This window comes from Dactylosporangium sp. McL0621 (assembly GCF_049995355.1).
Classification (GTDB): domain Bacteria; phylum Actinomycetota; class Actinomycetes; order Mycobacteriales; family Micromonosporaceae; genus Dactylosporangium.
In genome coordinates this window covers 5963737-5979834 of the sequence record NZ_CP188259.1, presented here as the reverse complement: position 1 = coordinate 5979834, position 16098 = coordinate 5963737, and the positions used below count along the sequence as shown (strand labels likewise).

Sequence of the window (16098 nt, the reverse complement as noted above, 5' to 3'; positions counted from 1 at the left end):
GGCACGGTCGCGCCACTGTGAGCCGGGGTCTCCCCGGCGAGTCAGACCCGGTCCCCGTCCGCCGCCACTACAAGGGGGACGCCCGATCCCCGAAGGAGGCTCCTCGTGAGCGCGTCGTCGTCAACTCCGGCCGTCGTCACCACGCCGGTCGTCATCCCGCTGTCCCGGTCGTTCGTCTGGCTCGCCGGCACCGCCGCACTGGCCCTGCTGCTGTACTACTTCATCGGCGTCGACCAGGGCGCGGTGTCGATCTTCGGCAGCGACGCCCACGTGCACGAGTTCGTGCACGACGGCCGGCACTTCCTCGGCTTCCCCTGCCACTGAGCCGGCGGCCATGGAGAAGCGAATCATCGCCCGGGGGGCCCTGGCCGGGCTCCTCGCCGGGCTTGTCGCGTTCGTGTTCGCGCGCATCTTCGCCGAGCCGCTGATCCAGGACGCGGTCGACTACGAGCGCGGCCGCGACGAGGCCCAGGACGCCCTGGACCACGCGGCCGCCGGCGGGGCGGTGGCCGGCCACGCGCACGAGGGCGGGGAGCTGTTCAGCCGCACCGTGCAGGGCAACATCGGCATCGGCATCGGCATGGTCCTGTTCGGGCTCGCGATGGGCGCCCTGTTCGCGGTCGCCTACGCGGTCTGCCTGGGCCGGGTGGGCAACCTGCGCCCGCGCAGCCTGGCCCTGCTGCTCGCCGGCGCCGGCTTCCTGACCATCTACCTCGTGCCGTTCGTCAAGTACCCGGCGGACCCGCCCGCGGTCGGGCACGACGAGACGATCGGGCAGCGCAGCGCGTACTACCTCATCATGGTCCTGGCCTCGGTGCTGTTCCTGATCCTGGCCGTGATCCTGGGCCAGCGCCTCAAGCCGCGCCTGGGCACCTGGAACGCGACGCTCGTCGCGGGCGCGGCGTTCGTCGTGGCCGCGGGCCTGCTGATCGCGCTGCTGCCGGACTTCGGCAAGCTGCCGACGAACGTCGCCGACTACGGCGGGCACGCCTCGGAGACCCCGCTGCCGCTGCGCAACGAGGCCGGCGACATCGTGTTCCCGGGCTTCGACGCGGACCTGCTGTACGAGTTCCGCATGTACGCGGTGGCCGCGCAGGCGCTGCTGTGGGCCGTGATCGGCCTCGTGTTCGCACCACTGATCGAGCGGCTGCTGGGCAACCGCCCGATCCAGGTGGCGCCGGCCGAGCAGCCGGCCAGCGCCTAGGTTCTCCTCATCGGGCGGCGGCGGACGCCTTCCCCCTACAGGAACTCCTTGCGGTACAGGTCGATGAGCTCCGCGTAGTGCGGCCCGACGTTCGCGACGTACACCTCGTCGAAGCCGGCGGCCTCGTACCGCTTCAGGTACGAGGCCTGCTTCGCGGGGTCGGGGCCGCAGGCGATCGCCTTCGCCGTCCGCTCCGGCGTGACGAGCTCGGAGGCCTGCTCGAAGTGTTTCGGCGACGGCAGGACCTGCGACAGCTCCCCCGGCACGCCGGCGTTCGCCCACAGCCGGTGCGCGATCTCGACGCCCTCCCGCTCGCTCGGCGCCCACGAGGCCTTGAAGCCGCCCTGCACCGGCTTGTCGCCGCCACCCGCGGCGCGGAAGCCGTCGACGAGCTCCTTGTCGGGCGTGGTGAGAATGTACCCGTCGGCGATCCGCCCGGCCAGGTCCAGCGCCTTCGGCCCGAACGCGGACATGTAGACCGGCGGCGGGGCCGGCGGAAGCGTGTACACCTGCGCGTGCTCGACCGCGAAGTGCGGCCCGCGGTGGTTGACGAAGCCGCCGTCCCAGAGCTTGCGCATGACGTCGACGGCCTCCTCGAGCATCTCCAGGCGCTCGCCGGCCGAGGGCCAGCGCTCGCCGGTGATGTGCTCGTTGAGGGCCTCGCCGGTGCCGACGCCGAGCACGAACCGGCCGTCGTGCAGCACGGCGCTCGTGGCGGCCGCCTGGGCCACGACGGCGGGGTGGATGCGCTGGATCGGGCACGTGACAGCGGTCGTGACCGGGATCGTCACGACCTGGCTGAGCGCCCCGATGACGGACCAGACGAACGGGCTCTGACCCTGCGCGTCGTTCCACGGATGGTAATGGTCGGAGATCCACAGCCCCTGGAACCCGGCGTCCTGGGCCAGGCGGGCCTGCTCGATCAGCTGGGCCGGCGTGTACTCCTCGCACGACAGGAAATACCCGATACGCATGCGGCCCTGTTACCCACGGCCGCCGCGCCCGAACAACTATCTATGGCGGGCACGCCGCGCCGAACGGGATGGCGAGCCTCAGCGGCGCCTGGTCGCCGACGGTGACCGTGACGCCAATGCCGGCCGCGCCCGGGTCGACGGCGGCGAGGTCCAGCGCCGGCAGCGCCGCCTCGAACCGGGCGTGGCCGGTGTCGTACCGCATCCGCACGTCGCCCTCGTACGGCCGGCGCGCCGGCGCCGAGTAGTGCACGACCGCCGCGAGCCGCGCGGCGTCGGGGCCGGGCGGGTCGACGGTGGCGAACACCGCCGGGGCCACGCCGGGCCCGCCACACGGCCGGTCCACCCGCTCGGGCACCGACCACGCCGAGCGCAGCAGCGGCGTCCGCGCCGCCGTGGTGGCCGCGATCGGAGCACTCACCGGACGCGAAGCCGGCGCGGATGACGGCGCGGATGACGGCGCGGACGACGGGGCGGACGCCGACGGTGCCGGCAGGCGCTCGACCGGTTCCGGCGCGACCGGCGCCGAGCAGCCGGCCGCGAGCAGTGACAGGCCGGCGACGCACCACTTCCACCGAGGCACGCGCCGAGACTAGGCCACCGGAAAGCGGCCGAGCATGGCGCGTACCGTCGCCGCGTCCTCGTTGGCGCCGAACAGGGCGGTGCCGGGCTCCATGCGCACGCCCTCGGCGAGCGGGCCGGCGACGACCGGGTCGAAGCCGAGCGCGTCGACGATCGCGGCCACGGCGGCGCGGTCGTCCGGGTCGTCGCCGGCGATGGCGATCGCGCGCCGCCCGGCCGCACCGGGCGGGCGGGCCCCGCTCTCCAGGTCGTGGTACCCCATGTGGTTGAACGCTTTCACCACGCGCGCGCCCGCCAGGTACGCCTGGACCAGCTCGCTCGAGTTGCCCAGGTCGGCGCGGACCCCGTCGACCTCCCACCAGTAGTTCATGGCGTCGATGACGAGCTTGCCGCGCAGCGCCTCGGCCGGGATCGTGCGGTGCCGGCCCAGCGGCAGGGCCAGGATGACGACGTCGGCGCGCCCGGCGGCCTCGGCGGCGGTGACCGTCGCCGCGCCGGGGGCGAGCACCTCGACGATGAGCGCGATCTTCGCCGGGTCGCCGGAGCCGGCGATGAGCACGTCGTAGCCGGCCGCGACGGCGAGGCGGGCCAGGACGGTGCCCACCTTGCCGGCGCCGAGGATGCCGATGGTGGTCATGCTCAGCCCGCCAGCAGGTCGCGGACCATCGGCGCCACCTTGGCCCCGAACAGCTCGACCGAGCGCAGCCGGGCGCTCGCCGGCTGGGCGCCGGCGGTGTAGATGAGGTCGAAGCGGCCGACGCCGAGCGCCTGAACGGTGTGCGCGATCTTCCTGGCCACGGTCTCCGGGCCGCCGATGTACATCGAGCCCTGCGCTGCCTCCGCCTCGAACTCGGCCCGGCGCAGGGGCGGCCAGCCGCGCAGCGCGCCGATGCGGTCGCGGATCACCTTGTACGGCCCGTAGAAGAGCTCCTTGGCCTGCTCGTCGGTGTCGGCGACGAACCCGGGCGAGTGCATGCCGACGGGGTGCGCGAGCGTGCCGAGCTGGTCGGCGGCGCGCCGGTACAGATCGATGTAGGGCTTGAAGCGCTCCGGCGCACCGCCGATGATCGCGAGCATCAGCGGCAGGCCGTGGCGGGCCGTGCGCACCACCGACTGCGGCGAGCCGCCGACGCCGACCCAGGCCGCGAGCCGGCCCGACTCCGTCTTGGGGAAGACGTCGGCCTCGTGCAGGGGTGCCCGGACGGTACCGCTCCAGCTGACCGGCCGCTCGTCGAGCAGCTTCACGAACAGCTCGAGCTTCTCCTCGAACAGCACGTCGTAGTCGGCGAGGTCGTAGCCGAACAGCGGGAACGACTCGGTGAAGGAGCCGCGGCCGAGGATCACCTCGGCCCGCCCGCGGGAGAGTGCGTCGACGGTCGCGAAGCGCTGGAAGACCCGGACCGGGTCGTCGGAGCTGAGCACGGTGACGCCGGACGCGAGCCGGATCCGCTCGGTGCGCGCGGCGATCGCGGCGAGCACGGTCTCCGGGGTGGAGATGGAGTACTCGGGCCGGTGGTGCTCGCCGAGCGCGATCGCGTCCACACCGAGCGAGTCGGCGAGCACCGCCTCGTCGACGACCTGCCGGATCGCCGCGGCGTAGGACAGGGATGCCCCGGCGTCGTCGACGGGAACGTCGCCGAAGGTGTCGAGGCCGAGAATCAGGTCGCTCATGGTGCCGCCCTCCAGGTGATTGACGCGTCAATCATGACCCGGATACGATTGACGCGTCAACCACATGGAGGTGACGCCCGTCATGCCGCGAACACTGCCGCTCCGCGATGAGCTGGACACCTGGCGCGAGTTCGTCGAAACCGTCGAGGCCCTGCGCAACGCGCTCGCCGCCCGCCTGCAGGCCGACACCGGGCTGTCGCCGGCCGACTACGTCGTCCTGCTGGCGCTGAGCGAGGCCGACGGCACGCGCCTGCGCTCCTCCGAGCTCGCGACCCGCTGCGGCTGGGAGCGCAGCCGGCTGTCCCACCACCTGGCCCGGATGGAGCGCCGCGCCCTGATCCGGCGCGAGGAGTGCGCCACCGACAGCCGCGGCGCCGAGATCGTGCTGGAGCCCGCGGGCGCCCAGGCGTTCCGCGCCGCGACGGTACCGCACCTGCGCGCCGTGCGGGAGCTGTTCGTCGACGCCCTGACCCCCGCCCAGCTGGCTGCGGCCGGCGAGATCGCCACCGCCTTGCGAGGTCGACTACAGTCGATGTGATGGAGATGGTCACCGGTTGGGCCGCGGTCGATCGCCGGCTCGACCACCGGGCGCACGCGTTGGACGACCAGCTCGCCACCGAGCTCGCCGGGCACGCCGCGGCCCCGCCCGGCTGGAGCCTCGCGCGGGTCGTCGTCACGCTGGCGGCCGCCCTGATCCAGCTGACCGCGCTCGCCGCGCTCGGGTTCGGCGCGTGGCTCTGCGTCCGGCACTTCCCGAGCGTCGGCCTGTTGCCCGGCGTGGTGCTGCTCGCCTTCGGCGTGGTCCTGCTGCCCCGCCCGGCCGGACTCCCCCGCTACGCCACGCGGCTGGACCGGGCCGCCGCGCCGCACCTCTTCGCGTTCGTCGACGGCATCGCGGCCGCGGTCGGCGTGCCGTCCCCGCGCATCATCGTCCTGGACGACCGCTTCGAAGCCGACGGCGGGACGACCGGACTGCTGCGGCGGCGGTACCTGCGGCTGGGCGTCCCCCTCTTCGGCGTGCTGGACGCGGCCGAGCGCGCCGCGCTCGTGGCCCACCAGCTCGCCCACCTCACCGACGGCGACCCGCTGCGCACCGGCATCGCCGGCTCCGTCGACCGGAGCCTGACCGCCCTCGTCACCCTGTTCGAGCCGCGGCCCGACACCGCGATCCGAGCGTTCCAGGACCCGGCGATCCTCAAGGCCCTCGCGAGCACGGGGGGCGGCGGCCGCATGATCGGCGCCGGTGCCGACGTCTGGTATGCCGAACTGCTCCTGCGCCCCGTGATCGCGGTCCTGCGCTGGATCTCGGCCGGTGGCCGGCTCCTGGTGGTGGGCCTGGCCCGGTCCGACGTGCACCGCGCCGAGTACTTCGCCGACGCCGAGGCCGCCCGGGTCGCGGGCACGGCGGCGATGCGCGCGGTGCTCGACACGCTGGCCCAGCGCGAGGCCGTGCTGACCGTGCTGCGCCGGCACGTGCGGGCCGGCGACGACCGGCACCCGGACCCGGCCGCCTGGCCGGAGCTGGCCCGGCAGGTGCGGGCGCACGCGACCGGCGAGCGGCCGGACTCCACGTCCCCGCTCGCCGGCCATCCCCCGATCGCGCACCGCATCCGGCTGCTGGAGTCCCGGCCGGAGGTCGCCGTCGCCGAAACCGACCAGGACGGGGTCGACGCCGATCTCGCGACCGAGTACCGGCGCCTGGCCCGCGACCTGCGCTACGGCTGATCCGCCCGCCGGAAGGTCAGGAAGGTGAGGCCCTCCCCCGCCCCGCGCGCCTCGGCGAGCAGCAGCGGCCGGGCCGCCGCCACCGCCCCGAACAGCGGATGGACCGCCAGCCGGTACTCGTCGACCAGGTCCCGCTCCAGCAGCGCCCGCACCAGCTGCGCACTGGCGTAGACGACCAGGTCGCCCCCGATCCGGTCACGCAGCCCGGCGACCTCGTCCAGCGTGACGACCGTGGTGTCGCCCCAGCCCTCGGGCCGGCTCGACGCCACCACGTACTTCGGCAGCGCCCGCAGCCGGTCCGCCCACGCCCCCGGGCGCTGCGCCCAGCGCTCGGCGAACCAGGCGTAGCTGCGCCGGCCGAGCAGCAGCGCCTCGGTGTTGTCGGCCTCCTTCGCCGCCGACTCGGCGAACGCGACGCGGTCGGCCTCGCCGGCCCGCCCGAACCAGCCGCCGGCCGCGTGGCCCTCGTCGCCGGTCGGGTCCTGCTCGACGCCGTCGAGGGTGATGTTCTCGCTCACGATGATGTGTCCCATGCCGGTACCGATGCCGGGGCGTGACAGGATTGGGCGGCGCCGGAGCGCCCAGTTCGCGGGCCGCCCGGTGTCCATACCGCGATGACTGCAGAGTTGATCACTCGAGCCCGGGCGGGCGACGGCGCCGCCTTCCGGGCGCTGGTCGAGCCGCACCGCCGGGAACTGCTGGTGCACTGTTACCGGATGCTCGGCTCCTACCACGACGCCGAGGACGCGCTGCAGGATGCGCTGCTCGACGCCTGGCGCGGGTTCGGCGGCTACGCGCAGCGGGCGTCGCTGCGCACGTGGCTGTACCGCGTCGTCACCAACCGCTGCCTCAACGCGCGCCGGGCCGCGGGGCGCCGCCCGGCGCGGTGGGAGACGCCGTGGGACCGGGCGCCGGAGCCCACCGGGCTGGGCGAGGTCGTGTGGCTCGAACCGCTGCCCGAGGGCCCCGAGGGCCACTACGAGCGGGCCGAGTCGATCTCGCTGGCGTTCGTCACCGCGCTGCAGACCCTGCCGCCGCGGCAGGTGGCCGTGCTCATCCTCCGCGACGTGCTCGACTTCCCCGCCGCCGACGTCGCCGGCATGCTCGACTGCACCGTCGAGTCGGTCACCAGCGCGCTGAAGCGGGCCCGGGCCACGCTGCGGCGCCGGCCGGGCACGGAGCCGCCGCCGCCGCCCGCCGCCGGCTCGCCGGCCGAGGCGACGGTCGTGGCCGAGTTCGTGCGCGCGTACGAGAAGTCGGACATCGCCGCGCTGGTGGCCCTGCTCACCGACGACGTGTTCGTCTCGATGCCGCCGATGCCCTACGAGTACCGCGGCCGCGACGTCGTCGCCGCCCTGTACGCGGACATCTTCGCCACCGGTCCCCGCCACCTGGTGCCGGCCCGCGCCAACGGCCAGCCGGCGTTCGGCGTCTACTCGCTCACCCCGGCCGGCGTGCGGCACGGCACCGGGCTGCTCGTCATCGCGCTGGCCGGCGACCGGATCAGCGCGATGACCCGCTTCGACAGCGGCCTGCTCCCGGCCTTCGGGCTGCCCCGGTCGCTATAGCGCGCTCGCCAGGTGCTGGGTGGCCAGCAGGCCGGTCATCGCCTCGGCCGGCATCGGGCGGGCCAGGTGGTAGCCCTGGCCCAGCGAGTACCCGAGCTCGAGGAGGCGGTCGGCCTGGGCCTGGTTCTCGATGCCCTCGGCGACCGTGTCCAGCCCGAGCGCCCGGGCGAGCTGCACGACCGCGCGGGCCACCGCCTGGCGGGCGTCGGCCTCGGGCGAGCCCGGCTCGTCGAGCTCGATGCCGTCGACGAACGACTTGTCCAGCTTGATGATCGCGGCCGGGAAGGCGCGCAGCAGGCTCAGCGACGACTCGCCGGTGCCGAAGTCGTCCAGCGCCATGCGGACGCCGAGGTCGTGCAGCCGGTACAGCGTGCTGGACACCTGCTGCCCGCGCAGCGCCGCCGACTCGGTCAGCTCGAGCACGAGCCGGTCCGCGGGCAGCCCGGCGTCGTCCAGCGCGGCCTGCACGTCGGCCACGAAGTCGGGGTCGTGCAGCTGGCGGGCCGAGACGTTGGGGCCGAACTTCTGCAGCGCGTCGGGGCCGAAGGTCGTTGATGGTCTTGAAGTCGTCGAGGTCGACCAGGAGCACCGTGGCGCCCCCGCGCTCGAGCTGCTCGCCGAGCCGCCGCCGGAACAGCGCCCGGTTGGCCAGGCCGGTGAGCCCGTCGTGGGTGGCCTCGTGCTGCAGGCGCTCCTCGGAGAGGCGCTTCTCCCGCAGCAGCCGGGCGTTCTCCCGGAAGGCGACGAACTGCCGGACGGTGACCAGGCCGGTCACGCACACCGAGGCCACGATGACGAGCTTGTCGGTCCAGGTCAGCGCGCCCGGGATGACGGCGATCAGCGGTACGTCGACGGCGGCATCGCGGCGAGGAACCCGATCCCGGCCGAGGCGGCCGCGGCACGAGGAACGACACGGCCGCCGGGCCCACGCCGGTGAGCAGCCAGAACACGAACCAGAGCGCGCCGGCGGCCGCGATCCCGAGCGCGGCCACGACGTAGCGCAGGGGGGCGCGGTGCTCGGCGGTCACGGTTCGTTTCATCGGCCGTCGTACCGCCGCATGAAGGCTTTCGACGCAGGTCACAGCGATTCGAAAGTTTCACGTCCGTTCCGCAACTTTCGGTGCCGTTCGCGCACGCCGAGGCGCAAATCGCCTGTTCATCACCGGTGGCACCGTTCCGGAACGGATTGACAGTTTCGGGATTGGAAGCCGACACTGCCGCCATCGACGAGCGTCGACCCCGAAAGGACGCACGCATGAAGGCAAGGCTGCTCATCGGCGGCGTGTGTGCCGTCGCGCTGGCCGCGACCTCACTCGCGCTGACCGGTATCGCCCACGCCGAGGCCGACCGGACGGTCACCTCGAACACGACCGGCACGCACAACGGCTATTTCTTCTCGTACTGGAAGGACAACGGCAACGTCACGATGAACCTGGGCGCCGGCGGCTCCTACAGCGTCCAGTGGAGCAACATCAACAACACGGTGGTCGGCAAGGGCTGGAAGCCGGGCTCCAGCCACACGGTGAACTACTCGGGCACCTTCAACGTCAACGGCAATGGGTACCTCGCGCTGTACGGCTGGACCACGAACCCGCTGATCGAGTACTACATCGTGGAGAACTTCGGCAGCTACAACCCCAGCACCGGCGCCACCCGCCTCGGCTCGGTGACGACCGACGGCAGCACGTACGACATCTACCGCACCCAGCGGGTGAACCAGCCCTCGATCATCGGCAACGCGACGTTCTACCAGTACTGGAGCGTGCGGCAGCAGCACCGTACGGGCGGCACCATCACCACGGCGAACCACTTCAACGCCTGGGCGGCCCTGGGGCTGAACCTCGGCTCCCACGACTACCAGATCCTCGCCACCGAGGGCTACCAGAGCAGCGGCAGCTCGAGCATCACGGTCACCGAGGGCCCCGGCCCCGGCCCGACCACCACGTCGCCGCGCCCGCCCACGTCGAGCCCGCCCCCGAACAACGGCGGCTCGGGCGGCTGCCAGGTGACGAACTCGGTAAACGCCTGGAACACCGGCCTCACCGACAACATCACCATCAAGAACACCGGCAGCACCGCCATCAACGGCTGGGCGCTGAAGTTCAACCTCGCCTCCGGCCAGAACATCACCTCGGGCTGGAGCGCGACGTACTCGCCGACGAGCGGCGCGGTGACGGCCACCAGCGTGAACTACAACGGCTCCATCCCGCCGGGCGGCTCGACGACGATCGGCTTCCAGGCGAACCACACCGGTAACAGCGCCGCCCCGAGCGGCTTCTCGCTGAATGGCACGGCCTGCAGCTGACCGCGCCTCGCCGGGCCCTCCCACGGGGGGCCCGGCGGTTCAGGTCACCCGCACCGGGTGATGAACACGCCGGACGGGCAGGCGAACGGTCGACGTGTGGATGGAGGGGACGGCGTGAGCACGGCGGTTCGCCGCCGGTTGACCTGCTGGCTGCTGCCGGCGCACCCGCCGGGGACCCCGGCCGGCATCGTCGTCGCGGTGGCCATCATCGCCGCGGAGACCGCGGTGCTGGGCCTGCTGCACGCCACCGCCCCGACGAACCCGCCCCGCGCCGCCATCTACCTGCTCGGCGTGATGGTGGTGGCGGGCGTGTGGGGCGTACCGCTGGGGCTCGCCACCGCGCTGGCCAGCGCGGCCGCCTTCAACTACTTCCACCTGCCGCCGCCCGGCCTGCACCTGAACCCGCACGAGGACATCCCGCTCACCCTGATCTTCGTCGCGGCGGCGCTGCTCGCCGGCGGGCTGGCGAGCCTGGCGCGGGCCAACGCCGCGGAGGCCCGGCGCCGGGCCGAGGAGGCCGAGTCGCTGCTGGCCGAGCAGGCGGCGCTGCGCCGGGTGGCGACGATGGTCGCCGCCGGCGGGCCGCCGGCCCAGGTGTTCGCCGCCGTGACCGCCGAGCTGCACCACCTGTTCCAGGGGTTCAGCACGGCGCTGATCCGGTACGAGCCCGACGGCACCGTCATCGCCGTCTCGGAGCGCGACGAGCACGGCACGCTCTTCCCGGACCGCCCGACCCTGCCGATCACCGGCGAGAACGTCGCCGGCAGGATCCTGCGCACCCGCCGCCCCGCCCACATCGACTACGACAGCGCGAGCGGCCCGATCGCGGACCGGGTGCGCGCCGTCGGCGTCCACCGCGGCATGGGCGTGCCCATCATCGTCGACGGTGACCTGTGGGGCGTGGCGCTGGTGATGTCGTCGCGGCGGGATCCGGTACCGCCGGACGCCGAGGCCCGCCTGAGCGCCTTCACCGGCCTCGTCGCCACCGCCATCGCCAACGCCGAGAACTCCGCCGAGCTCGTCGCCTCGCGGTCCCGCCTGGTGGCCGCGGCCGACGAGGCCCGGCGGCGCATCGAGCGCGACCTGCACGACGGCGCGCAGCAGCGCATCATCGCGCTGGCGCTGAAGCTGCGGCTCGTCGACGACGGAGCGCTGGAGGACCCGGCGGCGGTACAGCACCTGCTGTCCGACACCGTGCACCGCCTGACCGAGATCCACCAGAGCCTGTCCGACCTGGCCCGGGGCATCCACCCGGCGCTGCTCATCCAGGGCGGCATCTGCCCGATGCTGCGCACCCTGGCCCGGCGCAGCACCGTGCCCGTAGACCTCGACCTGTGCATGGACCGGCGGCTGCCGGAGCGGGTCGAGGTGGCGGTGTACTACGTGGTGTCGGAGGCGCTCACGAACGTCGCCAAGCACGCCAACGCGACCCTCGCGCGGGTCGGGATGACCGCGGACGACCGGTGCGTACGGCTGACCGTCCGCGACGACGGCACCGGCGGCGCGGACCCCGGGGGCGGCACCGGGCTCATCGGCCTGCGCGACCGCGTGGCGGCGCTGGGGGGCCGCCTGAGCGTGGCCAGCTCCCCGGCCGGCGGCACCACGCTGACCGCCGCGATCCCGCTCGTCGAGCCCGTGGTGGACGCCGCGACGATCTCGACCCCGATCGCGGCCGGCTAGGGGCTGTATCGAAGTGGGGGTCGGAGCGAGGCGAGGCTCAGGCGTCGGCTGGGGCCGCGCCGGGCGCGCCCGATACCGGGGTTGTATCGGGGTGTAACCGCTACGGTTCCCGGCGGCGTCTGAGTCCGCCGCAGCCCAGCCATCCACTTCGATACAGCCCCTAGCCGCGCTCAGGCGGCCGCCGGGCCGGCCGGCAGCGCCGAGACGATGGTGAAGACCTGGTCGAGGGCGGTCAGGCGGAACGTGCGCCGCAGCCGCTCGTGCGGGCTGACGAGCGTGAGCCGCTGGCCCCGGCCCGCCAGCCGCTGGTACACGCTGACAAGCACGCCCAGGGCGCTCGAGTCGATGAACTGCACGGCGGCCACATCGACGTACAGCGCGGCCGCGTACTCGTCGAGCACGGCGTGCAGGTAGCGGCGCAGCTCGGGCGAGGTGGCGATGTCGAGGTCACCCACGGCGGTGACCAACGTCGCGCCCGTCCCGGGCCGCACCGACAACTCCACGAACATCCCCGTCCGCATGACCGGCCCGGCTCGGACCGTGCCAGCGATCGTAGCCCCCGCACGCCCGGAAGTCCGTAACCGGCACGACACGGTCCGCTATTGGCGCCGCGGCGGTTAATCGGTGGACGGGTGACCGGCGGCGGCGGTACCTTCCTCCCCGACCGTGGTCCGGCCCGAGGAGGTGAGCACCGTGAACGATGCAGCGAAGTGGGTGCTCCCCACCCCCGTCACGGTCGGGCGTCGGCGCTAGGTGCCGCCCGGGAGCCTCCCTCTGGGATCTCCCGAAAGGTGACACCGATGGACACAATCCTCATCACGCAGGTCGCCGAGCGGCAGTGGCATGCCCTCGCCGACGACCTCGTGGTCGGCCGCGGCGACGCGTCGCCCCGGCCCGACGGCCGCCTCTTCCTCAGCATCGACGCCTGGCACGACCCGGTCTTCGAGCGGCTCGCCGCGGTCATGCTGGCCGCGCTGCCCCGGCCGCTGCACACGGTCGTGGACGAGGCCGACCTCGACCTGACCGCCCGCTGGCGGCAGGCCGGCCTGACCGTCCGGCGCCGGGAGTGGGAGTACGTCATGGCGTCCGGCGCCGCCCCCGTCCCGTCGCCGCGGGGCGTGACGACGCTGCCCCTCGGCACCGCGGAGGTGCGCCCGCTGCGCCGCCTCGACCGTGCGATCCGCGCCGAGATCGAGTCCTCCGTGGGCTGGGACCAGATGCCGGCGGCGGTACTGTCGCGGCCGCTCGACCCGGCCCGGTACGTGGTCGCCGCCGAGGCCGACGCCTACGTGGGCCTGGCCCGCCTGGCGCTGCTGCCGAGGCACACCCGGATCGGCCTCATCGCCGTACGGGCCGGCCATCGCCGCCGCGGCATCGCCCGGGCGCTGCTCGCGGAGGTGCGGCGGGCGACGCACGAGCGCGGGGTGGCCACGGTCTCGGCGGAGGTCCACGAGGCCAACGCCGCGGCGGTCGCCCTCGTCGAGGGGGCCGGCGCCCACCGGCAGGGCAGCAACCTCGAGCTGGTGATCCGCTGATGGCCAAGTCGACCGACGGCATCCAGGTCGAGGGCACCGTGGTGGAGTGCCTGCGCAACGCCAACTTCCGCGTCGAGCTGACCAACGGCCACGTGGTCCTGGCCCACATCAGCGGCAAGATCCGCAAGAACTACATCAAGATCCTGCCGTTCGACCGGGTGCTGGTGGAGCTCAGCCAGTACGACCTGACCAGGGGCCGGATCCTCTTCCGGTACCGCAACTGACCGCACGGCCGCCGGCCGTCGCGCCTCTCGTCTGGACCACGGAGTACCCCGTACCCGCCCTCGCCGTCGTGGATCTGCACCCGGTGGTGTGCCGTACTCCGTGCTCCGTCACTTGTGCGCCGTGCTGGGCGTGCGATGTCAGCCGGGGAGTCGAACCCCGCACCCGCCCCCGGGCGCGCCAAGAAAGGGGCCGGAATGCCCGCCGGCCTCGGGTTCGTGCACGCCTCCACGTCGGCTACCCGCTCCGCGTCCTCAGTCCAGCAGGTCGGCCTCCCAGTTCGTGCGCTGGATCAGCGTGTCGACCTCGCGCAGCTGCCGGGCCAGGTCGTCGGCCTCGCGGCGCAGCTCGGCGACCGGCAGCGCGGCGACCATCTTGAGCTCGGAGCGCAGCTGCCGGTAGCCGCGCTGCCCGTCGCCGGCCGCCGCCGCGGCCGCGGCGGTCACGATCGTGTGGCGCAGGCGCAGCACGTCGCGGCGGGCGAGGGCGTCGGTGAGCGTGCCGCCCTCGACCCGGACGGCGGCGTTGGTGCGGTTGATCCGCCGGATGAGCGTCTCGAGCTCGCCGAGCACGGCGCCGGCCTCGGCGAGCAGGGCCGCGGCGTCCTCGGCGGGCGTCTCGCCCTCCTGGTAGCGGGCCGTCGCGGTGACGCGGGCCCGGAGCTGTTCGATGCGGCGCGCCGCATCGGCACGCAGCGCGAGAGCCTCGGCAAGTTTCATGCCCGTCAGTGTCCCCGCCGAAGATCATCCCCGCACCCGGGTTTTTCCGGCGCCGCGGCACGGGCCGCGGCGCTGACTTTCGGCGGGCGCGGATGGAATCATTGGCGCATGACGGCATGGCAGGACGTCGAGTCGGCGGAGCCGGAGTTCGCGCGGCGCGTGCGGGCGCTGTTCGAGGCGCACCGGCACAAGACCATCGCGACCGTGCGCGCCGACGGGGCGCCGCGCATCTCCGGTATCGAGGCGTCGTTCGAGGACGGCGAGCTCGTGTTCGGCTCGATGGCCAACGCCCGCAAGGGCGCCGACCTGCGCCGCGACCCGCGGTTCGCGCTGCACAGCGCCACCGTCGACCCGATCGAGGGCGCCGAGGCCCAGTGGCCCGGCGAGGCGAAGATCGCCGGGCGGGCCGTGCCGGCCGCCGCGGCCGGCGAGCAGGCCGAGGGCGACCGGTTCCGCGCCGATGTCACCGAGGTCGTGCACACCCACCTCGACCCCGAGGCGACCGTGCTGGTCGTCGAGTGGTGGACGCCGCAGGACGGCCTGCGCCGCGCCGAGCGCGCCTGAGACGCGCTCCCCGGGCTATGCCCGGCGGGCCGGCGCGAGCAGGTCGCGGCCCAGGTAGGCCAGCAGGCGGCGATGCGCCGGGGCGTCGGCGGGGCAAGGCCGCTCGGCGCCGAACATGCCCGGCCGGCGGAACGCGGCCATCCCCACCTCCTCCATCGTGGCCAGCAGCCACGCGCACTGCTCCTCATCCAGGTGACGCTCCTGGCCCGTGGACACGGCCAGGTCGGCGCCGTGAACCACGACCTCGGTGAGATGGACGACGGCCGCCGTCGGCGCCGGCAGCACCCCGAAGCCCAGGCGCACCGTCCCGTCCAGGGCGCCCGGACGGCGCCAGGCCGCGCGGTCCAGCGCGGCGGCCGCGGCGTAGGCGGCCTCCGCGTCGGCCCCGAGCCAGTCGGACTCGTGCTCGCCGCCGGCGTCAGTGCCGGACAGTTCCGCGGCGAAGATGCGCATGCCGCCGACGAGGTGGTTGAGCTCGTCGCGCAGCGTCCACCCGGGGCACGGCGAGGGCGACGCCAGGGCCGGCACCACTGCGGCCACGACGGTGCCGGTCGTGGCGATGGCGGTTTCGATGCGGTCGACGATCGTGGTCATCGGGCTCCCCTCGGCCTTAACGCAGTTCCGTACTGCGTTAATATCATAGGCATGACGGTTCGGCGCACCGGAGGGCGCAGCGCACGGGTGCGGGACGCGGTGCACCGGGCGGTCGCCGAGCTCGTCGCGGAGCGCGGTCACGGCGCCTTCTCCGTCGCCGACGTCGCCGCGCGCGCCGGCGTGGCCGACACCAGCATCTACCGGCGCTGGGGCGGCCTCGAGGCGCTCGTCACCGACGTGGCCATGACCCGGCTCGCCGCGGACTTCCCGATGCCCGACACCGGCAGCGTCGCCGGCGACCTGCGCGCCTACGCCGAGGGCGTGGCCCGCGACGTGCGCGGCCCCGACGGGCTCGCGGTGCTGCGCCTGGTCGTGGCGCTGTCCACCGCCGGGCCGGAGGGGCTCGCGGCGCGGGACCGGTTCGTCGCCGAGCGCGGCCGGCAGTTCGAGGCCATGCTCGAACGCGCCCGCGAGCGGGGCGAGCCGGCGCCCGAGGCCCTCGACATCGTCGATCACATCCTCGCGCCGCTGTACGTCCGCGCGCTGTTCGGCCTCGGTGACCTCACGCCTGGGCACGCCGCGGAACTGGCCGACCGGCTCGTCGCGCAGTCGCGTTCCTGACCCGTCGAGGACCCCTACCACCAGCCCTATCATCACGTTCAGCGTCGTGGATCTGCCTTAGGGTTTACACGCCGTTCAGGCTTCGTCTGCCGACCGTCGTACCGGGGCGCCTAACGTCCCCAGGTCGGCCTGCGGGC

20 protein-coding genes and 1 pseudogene are annotated in these 16098 nt (G+C 73.9%); 11 read left to right on the top strand and 10 right to left on the bottom strand.

The features are described 5' to 3' along the window. Positions 1 to 105 precede the first annotated feature (105 nt). Positions 106 to 324: a CbtB domain-containing protein gene (locus tag ACPPVO_RS28330; RefSeq protein WP_426514188.1), complete on the top strand. Its 219-nt coding sequence runs from the start codon at positions 106 to 108 to the stop codon at positions 322 to 324. Between the two features lie 10 nt (positions 325 to 334). Further along, complete coding sequence (locus tag ACPPVO_RS28325; RefSeq protein WP_426514187.1) at positions 335 to 1204, top strand: CbtA family protein; 870 nt, start codon at positions 335 to 337, stop codon at positions 1202 to 1204. 35 nt (positions 1205 to 1239) lie between these two features. Here the strand turns inward: ACPPVO_RS28325 and ACPPVO_RS28320 are convergent, their stop codons facing one another. The 4 genes from ACPPVO_RS28320 to ACPPVO_RS28305 all read right to left on the bottom strand — a co-directional run bounded on the left by ACPPVO_RS28320 (position 1240) and on the right by ACPPVO_RS28305 (position 4428). Then, positions 1240 to 2178 carry a TIGR03557 family F420-dependent LLM class oxidoreductase gene (locus tag ACPPVO_RS28320; protein ID WP_426514186.1) on the bottom strand — a complete coding sequence of 313 codons (939 nt, stop codon included), beginning with the start codon at positions 2176 to 2178 and terminating at the stop codon, positions 1240 to 1242. Between the two features lie 40 nt (positions 2179 to 2218). Further along, positions 2219 to 2596, bottom strand: coding sequence for a hypothetical protein (locus ACPPVO_RS28315; protein ID WP_426514185.1), 378 nt, complete (start codon positions 2594 to 2596; stop codon positions 2219 to 2221). Between the two features lie 171 nt (positions 2597 to 2767). Beyond that, positions 2768 to 3394 carry an NADPH-dependent F420 reductase gene (locus tag ACPPVO_RS28310; RefSeq protein WP_426514184.1) on the bottom strand — a complete coding sequence of 209 codons (627 nt, stop codon included), beginning with the start codon at positions 3392 to 3394 and terminating at the stop codon, positions 2768 to 2770. Positions 3395 to 3396: 2 nt separating this feature from the next. Next, the gene (locus ACPPVO_RS28305; RefSeq protein ID WP_426514183.1) at positions 3397 to 4428 is read right to left on the bottom strand and encodes an LLM class flavin-dependent oxidoreductase; all 1032 of its coding nucleotides are present in this window, start codon (positions 4426 to 4428) and stop codon (positions 3397 to 3399) included. Between the two features lie 82 nt (positions 4429 to 4510). Between ACPPVO_RS28305 and ACPPVO_RS28300 the strand changes: the two genes are divergently transcribed. Together ACPPVO_RS28300 and ACPPVO_RS28295 are read left to right on the top strand one after the other, a co-directional pair. Continuing rightward, on the top strand, positions 4511 to 4966 hold the full coding sequence (locus ACPPVO_RS28300) for a MarR family winged helix-turn-helix transcriptional regulator (protein WP_426514182.1): 456 nt from the start codon (positions 4511 to 4513) through the stop codon (positions 4964 to 4966). Beyond that, positions 4966 to 6153: a M48 family metalloprotease gene (locus tag ACPPVO_RS28295; RefSeq protein ID WP_426514181.1), complete on the top strand. Its 1188-nt coding sequence runs from the start codon at positions 4966 to 4968 to the stop codon at positions 6151 to 6153. Before ACPPVO_RS28300 ends, ACPPVO_RS28295 begins: the two co-directional genes overlap by 1 nt. On the opposite strand, the gene ACPPVO_RS28290 is transcribed toward ACPPVO_RS28295, so the two are convergent. Further along, positions 6144 to 6686 carry a dihydrofolate reductase family protein gene (locus ACPPVO_RS28290; protein ID WP_426514180.1) on the bottom strand — a complete coding sequence of 181 codons (543 nt, stop codon included), beginning with the start codon at positions 6684 to 6686 and terminating at the stop codon, positions 6144 to 6146. The genes ACPPVO_RS28295 and ACPPVO_RS28290 overlap by 10 nt on opposite strands. A gap of 81 nt (positions 6687 to 6767) precedes the next feature. On the opposite strand from ACPPVO_RS28290, the gene ACPPVO_RS28285 reads away from it, so the two are divergent. Beyond that, positions 6768 to 7721 (top strand): RNA polymerase subunit sigma-70, encoded by a 954-nt coding sequence (locus ACPPVO_RS28285; protein ID WP_426514179.1) that lies wholly within the window; start codon positions 6768 to 6770, stop codon positions 7719 to 7721. Here ACPPVO_RS28285 and ACPPVO_RS28280 read toward each other — a convergent pair. Both ACPPVO_RS28280 and ACPPVO_RS28275 read right to left on the bottom strand, forming a co-directional pair. Beyond that, positions 7716 to 8198 carry an EAL domain-containing protein gene (locus tag ACPPVO_RS28280; protein ID WP_426514178.1) on the bottom strand — a complete coding sequence of 161 codons (483 nt, stop codon included), beginning with the start codon at positions 8196 to 8198 and terminating at the stop codon, positions 7716 to 7718. The two genes, ACPPVO_RS28285 and ACPPVO_RS28280, sit on opposite strands and share 6 nt — an antisense overlap. A gap of 127 nt (positions 8199 to 8325) precedes the next feature. Further along, positions 8326 to 8496 (bottom strand): annotated as a pseudogene (locus tag ACPPVO_RS28275) (GGDEF domain-containing protein); the annotation flags it as partial. A 480-nt stretch (positions 8497 to 8976) separates the two neighbouring features. Between ACPPVO_RS28275 and ACPPVO_RS28270 the strand changes: the two are divergent. Further along, positions 8977 to 10026 (top strand): glycoside hydrolase family 11 protein, encoded by a 1050-nt coding sequence (locus ACPPVO_RS28270; protein WP_426514177.1) that lies wholly within the window; start codon positions 8977 to 8979, stop codon positions 10024 to 10026. 114 nt (positions 10027 to 10140) lie between these two features. Then, on the top strand, positions 10141 to 11706 hold the full coding sequence (locus tag ACPPVO_RS28265; protein ID WP_426514176.1) for a GAF domain-containing sensor histidine kinase: 1566 nt from the start codon (positions 10141 to 10143) through the stop codon (positions 11704 to 11706). A gap of 170 nt (positions 11707 to 11876) precedes the next feature. Here the strand turns inward: ACPPVO_RS28265 and ACPPVO_RS28260 are convergent, their stop codons facing one another. Beyond that, positions 11877 to 12209 (bottom strand): STAS domain-containing protein, encoded by a 333-nt coding sequence (locus tag ACPPVO_RS28260; RefSeq protein WP_426514175.1) that lies wholly within the window; start codon positions 12207 to 12209, stop codon positions 11877 to 11879. A gap of 297 nt (positions 12210 to 12506) precedes the next feature. Here ACPPVO_RS28260 and ACPPVO_RS28255 point away from each other — a divergent pair, with 297 nt between their 5' ends. Beyond that, positions 12507 to 13241, top strand: coding sequence for an N-acetyltransferase family protein (locus ACPPVO_RS28255; RefSeq protein ID WP_426514174.1), 735 nt, complete (start codon positions 12507 to 12509; stop codon positions 13239 to 13241). Next, a complete protein-coding gene (infA, locus tag ACPPVO_RS28250; protein ID WP_426514173.1) occupies positions 13241 to 13465 on the top strand; it encodes a translation initiation factor IF-1 in 225 nt (74 codons plus the stop codon). The genes ACPPVO_RS28255 and infA overlap by 1 nt, the downstream gene beginning before the upstream one ends. A 252-nt stretch (positions 13466 to 13717) precedes the next feature. On the opposite strand, the gene ACPPVO_RS28245 is transcribed toward infA, so the two are convergent. Then, entirely contained in the window at positions 13718 to 14182 is a 465-nt protein-coding gene (locus tag ACPPVO_RS28245) for a DIP1984 family protein (RefSeq protein ID WP_426514172.1), read from the bottom strand. A gap of 108 nt (positions 14183 to 14290) precedes the next feature. On the opposite strand from ACPPVO_RS28245, the gene ACPPVO_RS28240 reads away from it, so the two are divergent. Then, entirely contained in the window at positions 14291 to 14746 is a 456-nt protein-coding gene (locus tag ACPPVO_RS28240) for a pyridoxamine 5'-phosphate oxidase family protein (RefSeq protein WP_426514171.1), read from the top strand. Between the two features lie 15 nt (positions 14747 to 14761). Here the strand turns inward: ACPPVO_RS28240 and ACPPVO_RS28235 are convergent, their stop codons facing one another. Beyond that, positions 14762 to 15340: a TIGR03086 family metal-binding protein gene (locus ACPPVO_RS28235; protein WP_426514170.1), complete on the bottom strand. Its 579-nt coding sequence runs from the start codon at positions 15338 to 15340 to the stop codon at positions 14762 to 14764. Positions 15341 to 15391: 51 nt separating this feature from the next. Between ACPPVO_RS28235 and ACPPVO_RS28230 the strand changes: the two genes are divergently transcribed. Next, on the top strand, positions 15392 to 15961 hold the full coding sequence (locus ACPPVO_RS28230) for a TetR/AcrR family transcriptional regulator (protein ID WP_426514169.1): 570 nt from the start codon (positions 15392 to 15394) through the stop codon (positions 15959 to 15961). The last annotated feature ends 137 nt before the right edge of the window (positions 15962 to 16098 follow it).